Annotated in this window: 10 protein-coding genes; 1 reads left to right on the top strand and 9 read right to left on the bottom strand. The window is 57.5% G+C overall.

The window, feature by feature from the left end; all coding sequences use genetic code 11:
* Positions 1–54: 54 nt before the first annotated feature.
* From C8273_RS04950 to C8273_RS04915, 8 genes are all read right to left on the bottom strand, one after another.
* On the bottom strand, positions 55–2,379 hold the full coding sequence (locus tag C8273_RS04950) for an autotransporter outer membrane beta-barrel domain-containing protein (protein ID WP_106626651.1): 2,325 nt from the start codon (positions 2,377–2,379) through the stop codon (positions 55–57).
* A gap of 11 nt (positions 2,380–2,390) precedes the next feature.
* Positions 2,391–3,341, bottom strand: coding sequence for a glycosyltransferase family 8 protein (locus tag C8273_RS04945; RefSeq protein ID WP_199821000.1), 951 nt, complete (start codon positions 3,339–3,341; stop codon positions 2,391–2,393).
* Positions 3,342–3,459: 118 nt separating this feature from the next.
* Positions 3,460–7,248, bottom strand: coding sequence for a phosphoribosylformylglycinamidine synthase (locus C8273_RS04940; RefSeq protein ID WP_106626649.1), 3,789 nt, complete (start codon positions 7,246–7,248; stop codon positions 3,460–3,462).
* 137 nt (positions 7,249–7,385) lie between these two features.
* Positions 7,386–9,611 (bottom strand): alpha-galactosidase, encoded by a 2,226-nt coding sequence (locus tag C8273_RS04935; RefSeq protein WP_106626648.1) that lies wholly within the window; start codon positions 9,609–9,611, stop codon positions 7,386–7,388.
* On the bottom strand, positions 9,608–10,645 hold the full coding sequence (locus C8273_RS04930) for a LacI family DNA-binding transcriptional regulator (RefSeq protein ID WP_106626647.1): 1,038 nt from the start codon (positions 10,643–10,645) through the stop codon (positions 9,608–9,610). The genes C8273_RS04935 and C8273_RS04930 overlap by 4 nt, the downstream gene beginning before the upstream one ends.
* 194 nt (positions 10,646–10,839) lie before the next feature.
* Positions 10,840–12,345: a UDP-glucose--hexose-1-phosphate uridylyltransferase gene (locus C8273_RS04925; RefSeq protein WP_106626646.1), complete on the bottom strand. Its 1,506-nt coding sequence runs from the start codon at positions 12,343–12,345 to the stop codon at positions 10,840–10,842.
* A 17-nt stretch (positions 12,346–12,362) separates the two neighbouring features.
* A complete protein-coding gene (gene galE / locus C8273_RS04920; protein ID WP_106626645.1) occupies positions 12,363–13,352 on the bottom strand; it encodes a UDP-glucose 4-epimerase GalE in 990 nt (329 codons plus the stop codon).
* A gap of 18 nt (positions 13,353–13,370) precedes the next feature.
* A complete protein-coding gene (locus C8273_RS04915; protein ID WP_106626644.1) occupies positions 13,371–14,537 on the bottom strand; it encodes a galactokinase in 1,167 nt (388 codons plus the stop codon).
* A 266-nt stretch (positions 14,538–14,803) separates the two neighbouring features.
* On the opposite strand from C8273_RS04915, the gene C8273_RS04910 reads away from it, so the two are divergent.
* Positions 14,804–15,049 (top strand): hypothetical protein, encoded by a 246-nt coding sequence (locus C8273_RS04910; protein WP_106626643.1) that lies wholly within the window; start codon positions 14,804–14,806, stop codon positions 15,047–15,049.
* A 351-nt stretch (positions 15,050–15,400) separates the two neighbouring features.
* Here C8273_RS04910 and C8273_RS13370 read toward each other — a convergent pair whose 3' ends face one another.
* Positions 15,401–15,535 carry a hypothetical protein gene (locus C8273_RS13370; RefSeq protein WP_267895787.1) on the bottom strand — a complete coding sequence of 45 codons (135 nt, stop codon included), beginning with the start codon at positions 15,533–15,535 and terminating at the stop codon, positions 15,401–15,403.
* Positions 15,536–15,541 lie beyond the last annotated feature (6 nt).

Genomic DNA, 15,541 nt, shown 5'->3' with positions numbered 1-15,541 from the left:
CGTTATGCAGTTACGTTATGCGGTAAATTATCAGCGATTTCCTAAATGATTGATTCAGAATCCGATGCGAACGCCGAGATTCGCTTTCCATTTTTCGCTGATGACATCCGCACCCGCCGTGCGGCTGAACTCTCCATAGAGATCTGCTCTGCCGACACGCCGCGTGAAGCCCAGTCCGTACTCAAAATAGCTGTCCTGCGCCGAGTAACTGCGGTCAATAGAGGTCGATCCGTACTGTGCGCGCATGTGGAGGTCGGCCTTGAACTCGTGCAGATAGCCGAGTTTCAGATAGACCGAACCGCGCTCGTCCTCATAGCCGATCTGCGTGCCGATGCGCCCGATGAGCGTGGTGACGGGACCGTTCGAGATGCGTGCGCCCGACAAATCTCCCGCGCGCATGGTGTAGTCTGCCGCGCCGATGTGTCCATAATTCAGCTCCGCCTGCGGCGTCCAGTAGAAATGTGGGGTGATGGCGATGCGATGTCCGTATTCGACGGAGATGTTCCAGCCGTTCACACCGTAGCCGCCCGTGTATGCCGTGCCGTCAAAGACAGCAGTCGCATCATTCGTCATGCGCCCATATTTCACGATCGCGTCAAGATAATCGCCGCGTTTGCCCATGTAGCTGCCGTACACGCCAAAGAAGTGTGCCCGATAGCTGCCGTCGAGATCGCTGTTGCGTGCACTGCCGTTCATCATTGAGGCGGCAAAACCCGTGAAGAGTGTGCCGCCGCCAAGCGGAACGGCGCGGTCAATGCCAACCTGCACACCGCTGTAACGGCCCTCGGTGGGATAGGTGCCGAACTCGTTCCTGCCGCCGTAGCCGCGCACCCATGCGCCGGACTCGCCACCCGCACGCAGTGCGCCCATACGCCGATGCAGATCGTTGTTCTCGCCGCGCCATGCACTGATCTGGGCGAGTGCCATATCCATGAGAAGGTCAGCCGTGCGCAGTGCGGGGCCGGGTGTCGGCGGCTGTGGTTGTGGCTGTGGCTGCGGTTGCGGCTGCGGTTGCGGCTGTGGCTGCGGTTGCGGCTGTGGTTGTGGCTGTGGTTGTGGCTGTGGCTGTGGCTGCGGCTGCGGCTGCGGCTGTGGCTGCGGTTGTGGCTGCGGCTGCGGTTGCGGCTGTGGTTGTGGTTGCGGCTGCGGCTGTGGTTGCGGCTGTGGTTGTGGCTGCGGTTGTGGTTGCGGCTGCGGTTGCGGCTGTGGCGTTGGAGCAGTATCCGAAATCGTAATCTTGGTCACACGCACAACCTTTCTGCCGCTCTCCGTCGCCTCGACGAGGGTCGGTTTGACCTTGAAGTCCTTCGTCAAAAGTCCCGCCGCAACCGCCTTCTTTGCGGTATACTCCGATGCCTCCACGGTGTCGCCCGTATTGTTAGAATCCAGTACGGGAACACCGCCCGCCGTCGTGGGCGCAATCACATAGTTTGTCTTGTCCGCAGCATCGTTCATCTTCGGATCGAAGCCGATCTGCAGCTTATATTTATTGTTCGTTGTCGGCGTCGGATTCAGAATGCCGTCCAGAACAATCTTGTCCGCCTTGTCATTCGCGAGGTCGGTGGAGATGCGGAAGGTCGCGCCGTTCAGCGCTGCCTCTGTGTTGCTGAATGTCAGCGTGCGCGTACCCGCAGCAGCTGCACGTGCCACATTCGGCGCAGCATATGCAATGTCGATGATGCCGCCGTCTGCCGACAGATGGAAGCCGAGTGGTTTGCTCGGATCTTTACTCCAATCGGGCAAAACACTGAGTCTCTCCGATGGATTGTCCGGGTTAAAGAGCGCATACGAATCCACAGCCTCCTTGGGGTACCATGTCGCGCCCTCCGAGAGGGCGAGCAGCACACCGCCGCGTTTATGCAGTGGAATGATACTGTTCAACGGATCTTTTACCTCCGCAATCCCGCCCGCAAAGTAGGAGTCCGCCCCCTTGAGATAGAGTTTGACATAGCCGCCTCTATCATAGGTGTCAGCATCGCTGTTATCACGTTTTGTGACGAGAATATCCCCGCGCAGCTCGACCTTCCCCGCGCCATCGGGATTGACCTTCAGAACCCCCGAAAAATCCATTGTGCCGTCACCGCGGCTGAGCGCTGCAAGGATATTGCCCGTCGGATTCAGGATTTTGATGCTGCTTCCCTTGAGTTCGACCGTGCGGTTTTCATACCGTCCTGTCGAATCATCATTGACCCCCTCCACGGTAATTGTGCCGCTCGAAATATCGATATCTTCCGACACCGTCGCATCTGCCGTATAGGTCCGGGACGAGGTAATCGGCGCAGAGAGTGCCGCCGTCGGCACAAATGCCGTACCAAGTGTAAGCGCAAGGGCGATCTGTGCGCTCAGGCGCATCTGTTTGCTGTCTGTATTCGTCTTCATGTTCAACACTCCTATTCCGATGGACTTATGCTCGTCTGTTCCAGATAAAACTGCATCAGCCGTTCCGCCGCTGCGTGGAAGTAGTGCGCCGCCGCACGATAGTCCTCCGCCGCCTCGGCATGACAGCCCGCGAGGTAGGCAATGCGCGTCTCCCACGGCTCGGACGGCGTGAGATTACTCCACGGCGAGGCGTGCACCACGCGCCAATAGCGCTCATGCACGCGCGGGTCGGCGTAGTTGATCCACGGTTTTCCTTCATTGAGAAAATGCCAAATCGTATCCTGCGCGGAGAAATCCACATCCCACGGCGCAAAGGCATCCATCAGCCGCACATGATGCTGCGTGAGCACGGCAAAGTTCCCGTCCAAAGTGCAGTTGAGCGCATCCTGTTCGAGGAGGGGAAATGATGCACCATGCGTGCGCCACGCCTCGAGGATGCGCGCGGTCAGCCGCATGGAGCGCCAGCGTGCGAGGTCGATGAGCATGACGCCCGCGTTGAAGTAGTCCGTTCCCCTCATGCCGATGCGCTGTGCCTTGCGGGCGGCATCGCCCTCGCGTGCGGCGGCAAGCGGTGCAGAGCCGAGATCATATGCGTACATTTCACTGAGCTGCCCGACGCAGAGCGTATCGGCATCGAGGTAGAGAATGCGCGTCAGTTCCTGCGGCACCATCTCCGGCATAAGGATCCGTGTGAATACGCTTCGGTTGATTCGCTCGCGCGGGATCCCCTTCGGAAACGGAATCTCATCCAGTCTCGCCCGCGCATCATAGATGTGAATGTCCGCGCTCGGAAATATGCGCCGAAAGTCCTCTAATCGATCGCAGTCCGCCTCTGTAATGCCGTCACAGACGAGGTGGAATCCGATCGCCTCCCCCGCGTTCTGCAAAACAGCGGAGGTCATGACAATCCCCGCATACTTCACATAGTTCGCGTCCACACCAAACGCAATCTCACAGCGCATCATTTGCCTCCACTCTTCTGATACAATAGGACGATAGGAGCAGGATTTACGTGATAGGGGCTGCTGCACGAAGCTAGAAAACTTTGTGCAACAGCCCCAATTCTTTGTCCGGATCAACTTATCGGATAAAGTACGCCATACCGGACTCAAAAATCATCTGATTCATCTCACCCGGTACATTCTTACTAATGTTCTCACCGATGCGCTCGGCATGTGCCATGCGCCCGTAGATGCGGCCGTCTGGGCTGGTAATGCCCTCGATGGCGTTGACGGAACCGTTCGGATTGTACGGCTGATCGAGCGTCGGTTCGCCCTTTTCATTCACGTACTGCGTTGCAATCTGACCGCGGATGCGGAGGTTTGCAACGGTCTTTGCGTCGGCGTAGAAGCGCCCCTCGCCGTGCGATACAGCGATCGTGTGCGTATCGCCGACGTTCACGCCCATGAGCCACGGCGAGAGATTCGAGGCGACGCGCACGCGCACGGTCTGCGAAACATGACGACCAATGTTGTTGTAGGTCAGCGTCGGCGTATTCTCATCCAGCTCGGTAATCTTCCCATACGGCAGCAGACCAAGCTTCAGAAGTGCTTGGAAGCCGTTGCAGATGCCGAGGATGAGACCGTCCTGATCGCGCAGGAGGCGCTGCACTGCCTCCATAAGCGCGGGGGCACGGAACATCGCTGCGATGAATTTGCCTGTACCGTCCGGTTCATCGCCGCCACTGTAACCGCCCGGCAGCATGAGAATCTGCGTCTGCCGGAGCGCCGCCGAGAGTTCTGCGACAGTCTCCTCGACCGCCTTGGGCGTGAGGTTGCGCACGACAAAGATCGACGGAATCGCACCGACGCGCTCCCATGCACGCGCCGAGTCATACTCGCAGTTCGTTCCCGGAAATACGGGAATGAGGACGCGCGGTTTTGCAATCTTCACGGAGCTGCCAACAAACTTGCCCTTTGTATAGGGCGCATAGGTCGGGCGGTCAATCTGGCGGACAATCTGCGGCACCGTGGTCGGGAAGATCTTTTCGAGCGGTTCTGTGTACGCTTCCTTGACATCGGCGAGTACGATGGTATCCAGATCCGTGATGATGCTCGGCACGTCACGCGTCCTACCGATCTCACCCGCACCCGTCCCCGCGAGGTTTTCTGCTAGGTCGAATGCGTCGGAGACCTCAAGCAATATCGTCCCATAGCGCGGCTTAAAGAGCTCCTCCTGCGGGATAAACGAGGTGAACTTAAAGCCCAGATTGTTCCCCATGCACATCTTCGAGATTGCCGCAGCGATGCCGCCGCGCCCGACGCTCATCGCAGAGAAAGCCTTCTTCCCGGCAATCAGATGGTGTATTTTTTCAAAATTTGCATTCAGCCGTGCGAAAACGGGCAGATCTTGGGCATCGTACGGCACGGGAACCATGATGACCTTATTGTTCGGGTATTTGAACTCGGGCGAGATGACATCATCTGCATGAACCGTTGCCACAGCGAATGCCACGAGTGTCGGCGGGACGTTCAGATTCTCAAATGTCCCCGACATGGAATCCTTGCCGCCAATGGCGGGAATCCCCATCTCATGCTGCGCATGGAGTGCGCCGAGAAGCGCAGCAAAGGGCTTGCCCCACTTCTTTGGATCCGTGCCAAGGTGTTCAAAATACTCCTGCAGGGTAAGGCGAACGGTGTCCGCCTTTCCTCCGGCGGCGACAATCTTTGCCACCGCCTCAACAATGGCATAGACCGCCCCATGAAACGGACTCCACGTCGAGAGGTCGGGATCAAAGCCGAACGCCATTGCGGATGCTGTATTCGTCGTCCCATGGCGCACGGGCAATTTCGCAACCATCGCCTCCGAGGGCGTCAGCTGATACTTCCCGCCAAACGGCATGAGAACAGACGCCGCACCGATGGTCGAGTCGAAGCGCTCGCCCAGCCCCTTTTGACTGCACACATTGAGGTCACGCAGATTCGCAACCCACATATCCTCAAGCGCGCGCCCCACATCTTTGACCAAGGGGGGAATCTGCTGCAGATAGGGTACCTTTTCATTCGGCGGTTCGACGACGACACGGACATGCTGGCGCACACCGTTCGTTGCAAGGAAGCTGCGTGCGATCCGTACGATCTCCTTCCCCCGCCACGTCATGACGAGATGCAGCTCTGGCGTCACGACGGCGACCTTCGTCGCCTCAAGATTTTCGACATCCGCATAGCGCAGGAATGCAGGGACATCCTTCGGTGCAAGCACGACCGCCATGCGCTCCTGCGACTCTGAGATGGCAAGCTCCGTGCCGTCGAGTCCTTCGTACTTCTTCGGCACGGCATCGAGATCCACCGTCAGACCATCCGCCAGTTCTCCGATGGCGACGGCAACGCCGCCCGCACCGAAGTCGTTGCAGCGCTTGATCATGCGGCTGACCTCGGGATTTCGGAAAAGACGCTGGATCTTGCGTTCCGTCGGAGGATTCCCCTTCTGCACCTCCGCCCCCGAGGTCGTGAGCGATGCCTCCGTATGCTGCTTCGAGGAGCCGGTCGCACCGCCGATACCATCGCGTCCTGTACGACCGCCGAGGAGGACGATGACATCCCCCGGTGCGGGACGCTTGCGCACGACCTGTGCGGCGGGCGCCGCACCGATGACCGCGCCGATCTCCATGCGCTTTGCGAGATACCCCTTGTGGTAGAGTTCACGCACCTGTCCCGTCGCTAGACCGACCTGGTTGCCGTAGGAGCTGTATCCCTCCGCAGCGCCGAGCGTAATCTTTTTCTGCGGAAGCTTGCCGGGCAGTGTATCCTCAATCGGCGTGCGTGGATCGGACGCCCCCGTAACGCGCATCGCCTGATAGACGTAGGAGCGGCCAGAGAGCGGGTCGCGGATCGCGCCGCCGAGACAGGTCGCCGCACCGCCGAACGGCTCAATCTCCGTCGGATGGTTGTGCGTCTCATTTTTGAACATGAGGAGCCACTCCTCATCCTTGCCGTTTACGTCCACCGTAATGCGGATGCTGCATGCATTGATCTCCTCGGATTCATCGAGATCCTTCAGTTTGCCCTCCGCGCGCAGCGCTTTCATTCCGATGACGGCAATGTCCATGAGCGTCATATCGCGCTGATCATTTTTGTAAATTGTCCTGCGGTCATCGCTATAGCGCTGATAGGCCTCCGTGATCGGCGATGTAAAGAATCCACTTTCGATATTCACTGAGTCAATCGCCGTGGTGAACGTCGTATGGCGGCAGTGATCCGACCAGTAGGTGTCAATGACGCGCAGTTCTGTAATCGTCGGTGCGCGGTGCTCCGTATCACGGAAATACTGCTGCACAAAGGCGAGATCCTCCTCGCTCATCGCAAAGCCGTATCCCCTGTGAAAACGCTCCAATTCATCGCGTGACAGCTGGTTGAACTGCGTAAGGACCTCCACATCAAGCGGCAGCGTGATCCTGCGCTCCAAGGTCGCAGGTATCACAAGCGATGCCTCACGGCTCTCCACCGTATTGATCAGGTACGTTTTGATCTGTTCGTAAACGCTGTCCTTCACCTTGCCAATGAGCACGATGACGCGCGCCGTCTGCACATCGGGACGCTCGCCCTGCGTCACAAGCTGCACGCATTCCGCCGCCGCCGCTGCCGTCGGGTCGAACTGCCCCGGCAGAGGTTCAATCGCAAATACACGCGCATCGGAAAACGACGGCAATACATCCTCATAGACGGTATCCACAGGCGGATCGGCAAAGACAATGTTCCGTACCTGTGCGAACTCCTCATCGCTCAGCCCCTCTATGTCATAACGTGTAATCATGCGTACGGCACGCAGATCCGTCAGGCGGAACGTTTCCACCAGATCACTGCAGAGGCGCTGTGCGGGAATATCGAAGAAACCCTGCCGCTTCTCCACAAAGATTCGTTTGACAGCCATTGGAATCCTCCTTCTCTAACTCCATTTCCCCATGCTCTATTTTATCGAAAGTTAATCAAATTTGCAACGATTGTTTCCGCGCGGGTGATTGCATACAAAAACGGGCATCCACAAAGGATACCCGTCTTTCCAAGATATTATTCAACCGCCTTCAGCACGTAGATGCGCGACTCAAAGTCTGTGGTAAGTCCGTTCTCTGCATTCGGCTCCCCCGCCGTGCCGTCCGTCGTGATGAGGCCGTAGTTCATCAGCTCATCGCCGTAGCACTGCGCTCCGCTGCGGCTGTTTTCATAGAGTGCATCCGGCAGCAGTCCCGCAAGCCGCACGCGCTCGAAGCGGTAGTTCACGCGGTTCAGTGTGCGGTACCAGCCGACAATCGCCGTCTTTTGATCCGCGCTCACACTCATCCACACCGTTACATTTCCCTCAAAGGGGCTTTGCAGGCGGTAGAACGTGCCGAACTGAAGGATCGCGCGGTACTTCTTCATAAAGGCGACCTGCTCCTTGACCTCGGCAATCTCCTCCGCCGTTAGCTTGTTTAGATCAAGTTCATAACCAAACGTACCAAAATACGCTGTATTCGCACGCGTGTGCAGTGGGGTCATGCGGTTGACCTGATGGTTTGGCACGACGGAGACGTGGCTGCCCATGCTGCTCACGGGATAACATACCGACGTACCGTACTGGATCTTCTGCCGCTCGACGGCATCCGAGTTGTCGCTCGCCCACGTCTGCGGCGCGTAGTAGAGCATCCCTGGATCAAAGCGATTGCCGCCCGAGGCGCAGGACTCAAAGAGGACGTGCGGGAACTTCGTCGTCAGGCGCTCGTAGAGATCGTAAAGCCCAAGGATGTAGCGATGGAACACCTCGCCCTGCCGGTCGGCAGGCAGTGCGTGTGACCAGCACTCCGTAATGCTGCGGTTCATATCCCATTTCACGTAGGACACCTTGCCGCTCGCGAGGATTGCCTCCATCTGCCCATAGATATTGTCGACCACATCCTTGCGCGAAAAGTCGAGGACGCACTGCGAGCGGCCGAGCGACTTGCGCCGTCCCGGTACGGAGAGTACCCAGTCCGGATGGGCACGATAGAGATTGGAGTCCTCGTTGACCATCTCCAGCTCGACCCATATACCAAACTTCATGCCCCGCGCCTCGATCTTCTCGGCAAGCCCGTCAATGCCGTTCGGCAAGCGGTCGCGGTTGACCGTCCAATCGCCAAGCCCCGCGTAGTCGGACGTGCGTGCGCCGAACCAGCCATCGTCAAGCACGAAGAGTTCGATGCCGCACTCCGCCGCCTTGTCCGCAATCGCGAGCAACTTCTCCTCCGTAAAGTCGAAATACGTCGCTTCCCAGTTGTTGATGAGGATGGGACGTACCTTCTCCCGCCACTGCCCGCGCACAAGCCGCGACTGATAGAGACGATGATAGGTCTGACTCATGCCGTTCAGCCCATCGTCCGACCAGACAAGCACCGCCTCGGGGGTCTGGAACTGGGCGCCCGGCACGAGTTTCCAGTCGAAATCCGTGCTGTGAATCCCCGCCTGCAGGCGCGTTGTGCCGTGGTTGTCGACCTCTGCGAGCATCTCAAAATTGCCGCTGTAGACGAGGCTCATCGCGAGCACCTCACCGCGCGTTTCCGTCGTGCCGCGCCGCAGGAGCGCGGCGAACGGGTTGTACTGCCCCGAGGAGTGTCCGCGGCGGCTGCCGATTGCCGTAATGCCAGTTGTAAGCGGACGGATTTCGATATGTCGCTCACGCGTCCACGCGCCCGTCAGCTGCAGCCAGTCATAGTCCGCATCGGGGAGATCCATCGACATGCTCATGACCTTCTGCAGGTGCAGCACTTCCGTGCCGTCATTGATATAGCGCACACTGCGTGCGAGCGCGCCGCCCGTTGCGAAGATCGTGTAGAGAAGCTCCGCGCGCAAACCCGTCAGCGCATCCTGCACCTCGACGATGAGCGTCTTTGCCTCATCGTTCGACTCCACGTATGTTGCGGGCAGACCTGCGAGCTTTGGCTTACCGTCCACGATACGATAGCCCGCATACTGCATATCGAGAATGCGGCTGCCGTTTTCCTGCAATACGTTCAGCGCGGGACGGCGAAAGTCCGATGAGCCGTAGGTCGGCAGCTCCTGTCGGATCGCATCCAGAGAGTAGTCGCGGCAGTCCGCAAAGACGCACGCCGTCATGCCGCGATGAACACGCTCGAAGATGTGCTCGAATCCCTCGTGGTCGCGCAGTACTTTTCCGTAGTAGAGCGAGCCGAGTCCCCCGTGGGGCAGCACCATAAAGATGTAACTGATCGTGTCGTTGAAGAGATGAAAAACCTTACCTTTCTCATGATAGACGATGTTCATACAAAACCCCCTTCAAAATTTTCCTCTACGCGAAATCCCGTTGTCTCGCGTTCAACCACGGTATTGGCAAGCATGACATTCTCCGTCACGTCCTCCTCGATCTGCTTCAACATGAGACGTGCCGCCGCCCGCCCGAGATTACCCATATTCTGATCGATGGTCGTGAGCTTCGGCGCAGTATATTGGCTGAGTGCCGTGTTGTCGTAGCCGATCACCGAGATATCCTGCGGCACGCGCCGCCCCATGCGCTGACAGGCGTTGACCGCCCCCATTGCCATGAGATCGTTGCAGCAGAAGATCGCCGTCGGTTCTAGGTCGAGCATCATATCCATGAGGATGAACATGGTATTTTCCACCGTCTCGATGCGGTTGCCCTCGCCGACGTTTACAATATCCTCCGGATGGAACGTCCCACGCTTCCGCATAATCTCACGGTAGACCTTCTCTTTGATACGGTAGGAATCACTGTTCTCGCCCTGCACAAAGAGGATGCGCTCGTGCCCATAGTGAAAAAGGTGCTCGAGTGCCGCACGCGCCCCGCCGCTCTGATCACTCGTCACGTATGATATGCCCGCGAGTTCGCGTGCGCTGTTGACAAAGACCAGAGGCAGACGCGCCGCCGTATTCTCGTAGAACTCCGAGACTGCCGTCTCCGTATTTGGACTGACGACGATAACGCCCGAAACATTGCGCGTGATGAAGTCCCGCACACATTCCTCCTCGCGCGCCGCATCGTTCTGCGCACACGCGAGCAGCAGGGAGTAGGAACTCTGCCGCAGATGATCTTCGATCCCGTCGAGCACCTCGGCAAAGAACATATTGTCAAAGCTCGGCACAACGACACCGATGCTTGAGGAACGCTGCGTGTTCAGCTCGCGCGCCTGCAGATTCGGCACGTAGTCCAGCTTCTTGATCGCGTGTTCTACCTTGTGGCGCGTCGTCTCGCGCACGGGGTAGTTCCCGTTCACGACGCGCGAAACCGTCGCCACCGAGACGCCCGATTCCTTTGCCACGTCGATGATCGTCGCCTTCATTCTCTCTTCTCCCTATATCATTGTCATGCGATACTCCTAAGCAAACCCTAGTGAAGCAAACGGGAAAAGTACACGTTCTGCCCCCTGCGGATTTTATTCGTTCAAGCGCAGCGCGTTTGGAATCCGCAGGTATTTAGGCAGATAAGTGTACGACCGTTTGCGCAACGAGGTGTTTGCGAGGAGTATGCAGATATCTACACGCCTGCTACACTTTCAATCCAGCGGTCGAACGCCGCCATCCCCGCCGCATCGCGCTTAAAGACCCCCGCATGAATGAGTACCTGCAAAAACACCGCGCCGATCTCATCGCGCAGAATGCCGTCTACATTCTCCTCCGTCACGGCAGGATGCGCCGCACGCACCCTCTTGTACCAGTCCGCGTGCTTTTCGACTGCCGCAAGGGCGGATATATCCTCCGTGCCGTGCAGAAGTTCCCTGCGCACCACCGCCATCTCGTCCTTCAGGCGTGCGGGCAGGATCGCAAGACCGAGCACCTCGATCAGCCCGATGTTCTCCTTCTTGATGTGGTGCACCTCCGCATGCGGGTGGAACAGCCCGAGCGGATGCTCCGCCGTCGTGCGGTTGTTGCGGAACACGAGGTCGAACTCGAAGTCCGAACCGCGCCGCCGTGCAATCGGCGTGATGGTGTTGTGCGGCGCATCCGTCTGCGCCAAGATCTCGACAGAGGCATCGCTGTACGTGCGCCACGCGGCGAGAATCTTCGTCGCAAGCGCCACGAGCGCCCCCTTGTCCGAGGACGTAAGACGCAGCGTCGACATCGGCCACTTCACGCGCCCCGCGCGCACTTGCGAATAATTTGCAAAGATATATTCCCGCTCCACCGCCGCACGCTCCATCGCAAATGTATAACGCCCGCCCTGATAGTGGTCATGCGAGAGGATCGAGCCACCGACAATCGGCAGATCGGCATTTGAACCGGCAAAGTAATGCGGGAAGATCTCGAGAAACGCCGCGAGATTCTCAAACGTCTCGCGCGAAATCTGCATTGGCACATGATGCTCACTCAGCACAATGCAGTGCTCGTTGTAGTAGGTATAGGGCGAATACTGCAAGAAATACGGACGCCCCGAGAGCTCCAGCGGAATGAGACGATGTGTCTCGCGCGCGGGGTGATTGACCCGCCCCGCATAGCCCTCGTTCTCACGGCAGAGCAGACATTTCGGATAGCCCGATGCCTTCGCGAGCTTCGCCTTGGCAATATCGCGCGGATCCTTCTCCGGCTTTGACAGGTTGATTGTTACATCGAGATCGCCGTAGTCGGTCGCCGCCTTCCACGCAATGTTCTTGTCGATGCGCGCCTTGCGAATGTAGTTCGAGGCGATGCTCAGTGCATAATAGTAGTCTGTCGCCTCCTGCGGTGCGCGCGCATAGCGCGTGCGGAACGCGTGCACGACCTCCGACGGACGCGGCATCACGCAGTCCATGATGCGCGTGTCGAAGAGATCGCGCTCGTCCGTCGTGCCCTCGATCAGCCCCTTTGCCGCCGCATAGTCCAGCATATTCTCAAGGATGGCCGTCGCCGTCTGGAGTGTTTCCTCCACCGCCTCCGGAATATATTCCTCGACGTGCAGCACATCGAGAAGCCGATTTGCGGCGTAGACGACATCCTCGGATGCGATCAGCCCTTTTTGACGGGCAAAATGCAGAAGGCGGCTGATTTCATGCTGTATATCACACATGACAGATCCTCCTGTTCCTAGTCCTCATACCCGTGCGGATGGCTCTCGTGCCACTTCCATGCCGTCCCGATGACCTGCTCCACATCCGTGAACTGCGGCTTCCACCCGAGCACGGTACGCGCCTTCTCGCTCGACGCGATGAGCTGTGCAGGATCGCCCGCACGGCGTGCGCCAATCTCCACCTTGATGGAGCGTCCCGTCGCCTTTTCCGCCGCCGCAATCATCTCCTTGACCGAGAACCCCTGCCCGTTGCCAAGGTTGAAGATGTCGCTCGCGCCGCCCTTTCTGAGGTATTCGAGCGCAAGTACATGGGCATCCGCGAGATCGACTACATGGATGTAGTCGCGCAGACACGTCCCGTCCGGCGTCGGGTAGTCGTCGCCGAACACCGTGATATGGTCGCGTCTGCCCGTCGGCACTTGGAGAATGAGCGGGATCAGATGCGTCTCCGTCTTGTGATCCTCACCGATCGAGCCGTCCGGCAGTGCCCCCGCCGCATTGAAATAGCGCAGGGAGACATAGCGCACGCCGTTCGCGCGGCTCACCCACTTCATCATCTTCTCCATCGTGAGCTTCGTCTCGCCGTAGGTGTTCGTCGGGTTCGTCTCGTCGTCCTCGTGAATCGGCACGCGCTTCGGCTCGCCGTAGGTCGCCGCCGTCGAGGAAAAGACAATCTTATCTACGCCGTGCTTTACCATCCCCTCAAGGAGCACCTGCATGCCGTAGACATTGTTGTTGAAGTAGAGCAGCGGCTTTTCCATACTCTCGCCGACAAGCGAATTTGCCGCGAAGTGGATGACCGCCTCGATATCGTTTTCTGTGAAAATCTTGTCGAGTACCGCAGCGTCGCGAATATCGCCCTCGTAGAATTTCGCCTTCGGGTGCAGCGCCGCACGATGCCCCGTCTGCAGATTATCGACGATAATGACCTCTTCGCCCTTTTCGATGAGTACATGGACGGCATGAGAGCCGATGTAGCCCGCGCCGCCGCAAACCAAAACAGCCATGAGTATACTCCCTTCTCATCAGAGACGGTGCGTGCCGTCCGCAATGCTTGCCACATAGAAACTCGGGGCATAGCCGATCTTCTCCGTATATGCCGCCGCGACATTCTTCTCAAACGCGGGGATCGCCTCATCGCGCACAATGCTGACCGTGCAGCCCGCAAAGCCGCCGCCCGTCATGCGCGAGCCGAGTACGCCCTCCTGCTGCCACGCAAGTTCCGCGAGCGTGTCCAGCTCCGGCCCCGTCACCTCGTAGTCATCACGCAGGGAAACATGGGACGCATTCATCAGTTCACCGAAGCGCTTCACATCGTTTTTCTCAAGTGCCTCCACCGCCTCAAGCGTACGGCGGTTCTCATAGACCGCGTGCCGTGCACGGCGGCGCTCGACCTCATCTTCAATCACGGCGGCATTTTCGTCAAACTCCGCATTCGTCAGCTCACCGAGCGACTTGATCGCCTTGACCTTCTGCAGTGCCTTCAGCGCCGCCTCACTCTGGGCACGCCGCTCGTTGTACGCCGAAGTGACAAGGCTGTGCGCCTTGTTCGTGTTCGTGATAACGATACTGCAGCCCTTGAGGTCGATCTTGCTGTAGCGATAGTTGAGCGTGTTGCAGTCAAGCAGGATCGCGCAGTCCTTCTTTCCCATGCCGACGGCGAACTGATCCATGATGCCGCAGTTCATTCCCACAAACTGATTCTCCGCCTTCTGCGCGAGCTTCACGATCTCCACGCGGTCGATGCCAAACCCAAGCTCATCGTTTAGAATGACGCCCATCAGAACCTCAATGGAGGCGGAGGAGGACAGCCCCGCGCCATTCGGCAGATTGCCATAGAAAAGGATGTCAAAGCCGTGTGCCGCCGCATGTCCTGCATCCTCCATCATGCGCACAACACCAATGGGGTAGTTCGCCCAGTCATAAGCATCGCTGCGCGTTGCCCCGTGCATGGGAAACTCGACCACGCCCTTCGCGGGTAGGTTCATCGAGTAGAGCCGCGAGACATTGTCCGTGCGCGGCGCGACGAGCGCATACGTGCCGAGCGTAATCGCGCAGGGGAATACATGACCGCCGTTGTAGTCCGTGTGCTCGCCGATGAGGTTCACGCGCCCCGGCGAGAAATACGCGTGCGTCTCTGCCGCGCCGAACTTCTCCCGAAACACATCCTTCATCTCATCCAATATCGCCATCGTCTGCATCCTCCGTTCATCTGTGCATCCATCAAAATCATAACAGAGCGAAAGTAAACGTTTTCTTTTCCGTTTTCTATTCTATCTCTTTTTGCAAAAAAACGCAAGAGCTTTTTGAAAACTCCTGCGTTTTTCTTGCGCTTTCATATTTGTATTTTTCATGTCCGCTGCAATGTCCCATTCCCAGCTCTTGCACAATATACAAGTTTGATTTATACTAAGTATATCGAGCGTGGGAAATCCCACTTTTTAGAACGGAGGCATATATGGGAGTTGCAGTCAAAGGTCGCTATCAAGCTCATTTGGATGCAAAAAGACGTCTGACTTTACGTGGTGCGAAATATGATTATTATGAAGTGCATGAATACGATAACGGCATCATCCTATTAGAGCCGCGCGAGTTGGTACGACCAACAGAAATATCAAAGCAAACTCTGCAAATGATGGATGAATCAATCCGTAATCTGAACGCAGGAAAAGTTTCTGCATCGATTGACCTCTCCGGGTTCTGAGTATGGATTTTTCGATTCGTATGGGTATCCCTGAAATGCTTGAACTATGGATGCGTCTGCACCGAAAGAGTAAGGACGGAAGTATTTCAAAAGCAGACGCAGCGCTCTAAAGAAAATGGGGAAAATCCTTAAAACTTCTTTCCATCGATCCGTTCTATCCAAGTCTCCATACACATGAAATTCCAGATTTATCCAGACGGTACGGGCGAAAGGTCTGGCAGTCTTATTTGGAAAACCGAACCTGTCGCGCCATGCGAATGTATTGGGTGTATGGACCGAACCAGAAAGATATTACCATCATTGGATTGGAGCCGCATCCCGAGGATAAGAAAAACGGGGCGTATGACAAAATCACTCTATCAGAGCTGGAACCACTTGAATAAGTATGAAGATATTGTCCACCACCCAGCGCATGACGGGATGCCCGCCATGCGCTATTTTCTTTTCCAAAGTCAGCTTCATCAGCTTCTTGGTCGGTGGACTCATAATTTG

Origin of the sequence: Candidatus Centipeda massiliensis, assembly GCF_900290285.1 — a bacterium.
GTDB classification, from domain to species: Bacteria; Bacillota; Negativicutes; order Selenomonadales; family Selenomonadaceae; genus Centipeda; species Centipeda massiliensis.
Note: the sequence above shows the minus strand (reverse complement) of the source record. Positions and strands in the feature narration are given on the sequence as shown.

Coding starts and splice junctions, on each gene's coding strand:
- C8273_RS04950 (WP_106626651.1), bottom strand. CDS start 2,379: ATGAAGACGAATACAGACAGCAAACAGATGCGCCTGAGCGCACAGATC.
- C8273_RS04945 (WP_199821000.1), bottom strand. CDS start 3,341: ATGCGCTGTGAGATTGCGTTTGGTGTGGACGCGAACTATGTGAAGTAT.
- C8273_RS04940 (WP_106626649.1), bottom strand. CDS start 7,248: ATGGCTGTCAAACGAATCTTTGTGGAGAAGCGGCAGGGTTTCTTCGAT.
- C8273_RS04935 (WP_106626648.1), bottom strand. CDS start 9,611: ATGAACATCGTCTATCATGAGAAAGGTAAGGTTTTTCATCTCTTCAAC.
- C8273_RS04930 (WP_106626647.1), bottom strand. CDS start 10,645: ATGAAGGCGACGATCATCGACGTGGCAAAGGAATCGGGCGTCTCGGTG.
- C8273_RS04925 (WP_106626646.1), bottom strand. CDS start 12,345: ATGTGTGATATACAGCATGAAATCAGCCGCCTTCTGCATTTTGCCCGT.
- galE (WP_106626645.1), bottom strand. CDS start 13,352: ATGGCTGTTTTGGTTTGCGGCGGCGCGGGCTACATCGGCTCTCATGCC.
- C8273_RS04915 (WP_106626644.1), bottom strand. CDS start 14,537: ATGGCGATATTGGATGAGATGAAGGATGTGTTTCGGGAGAAGTTCGGC.
- C8273_RS04910 (WP_106626643.1), top strand. CDS start 14,804: ATGGGAGTTGCAGTCAAAGGTCGCTATCAAGCTCATTTGGATGCAAAA.
- C8273_RS13370 (WP_267895787.1), bottom strand. CDS start 15,535: ATGAGTCCACCGACCAAGAAGCTGATGAAGCTGACTTTGGAAAAGAAA.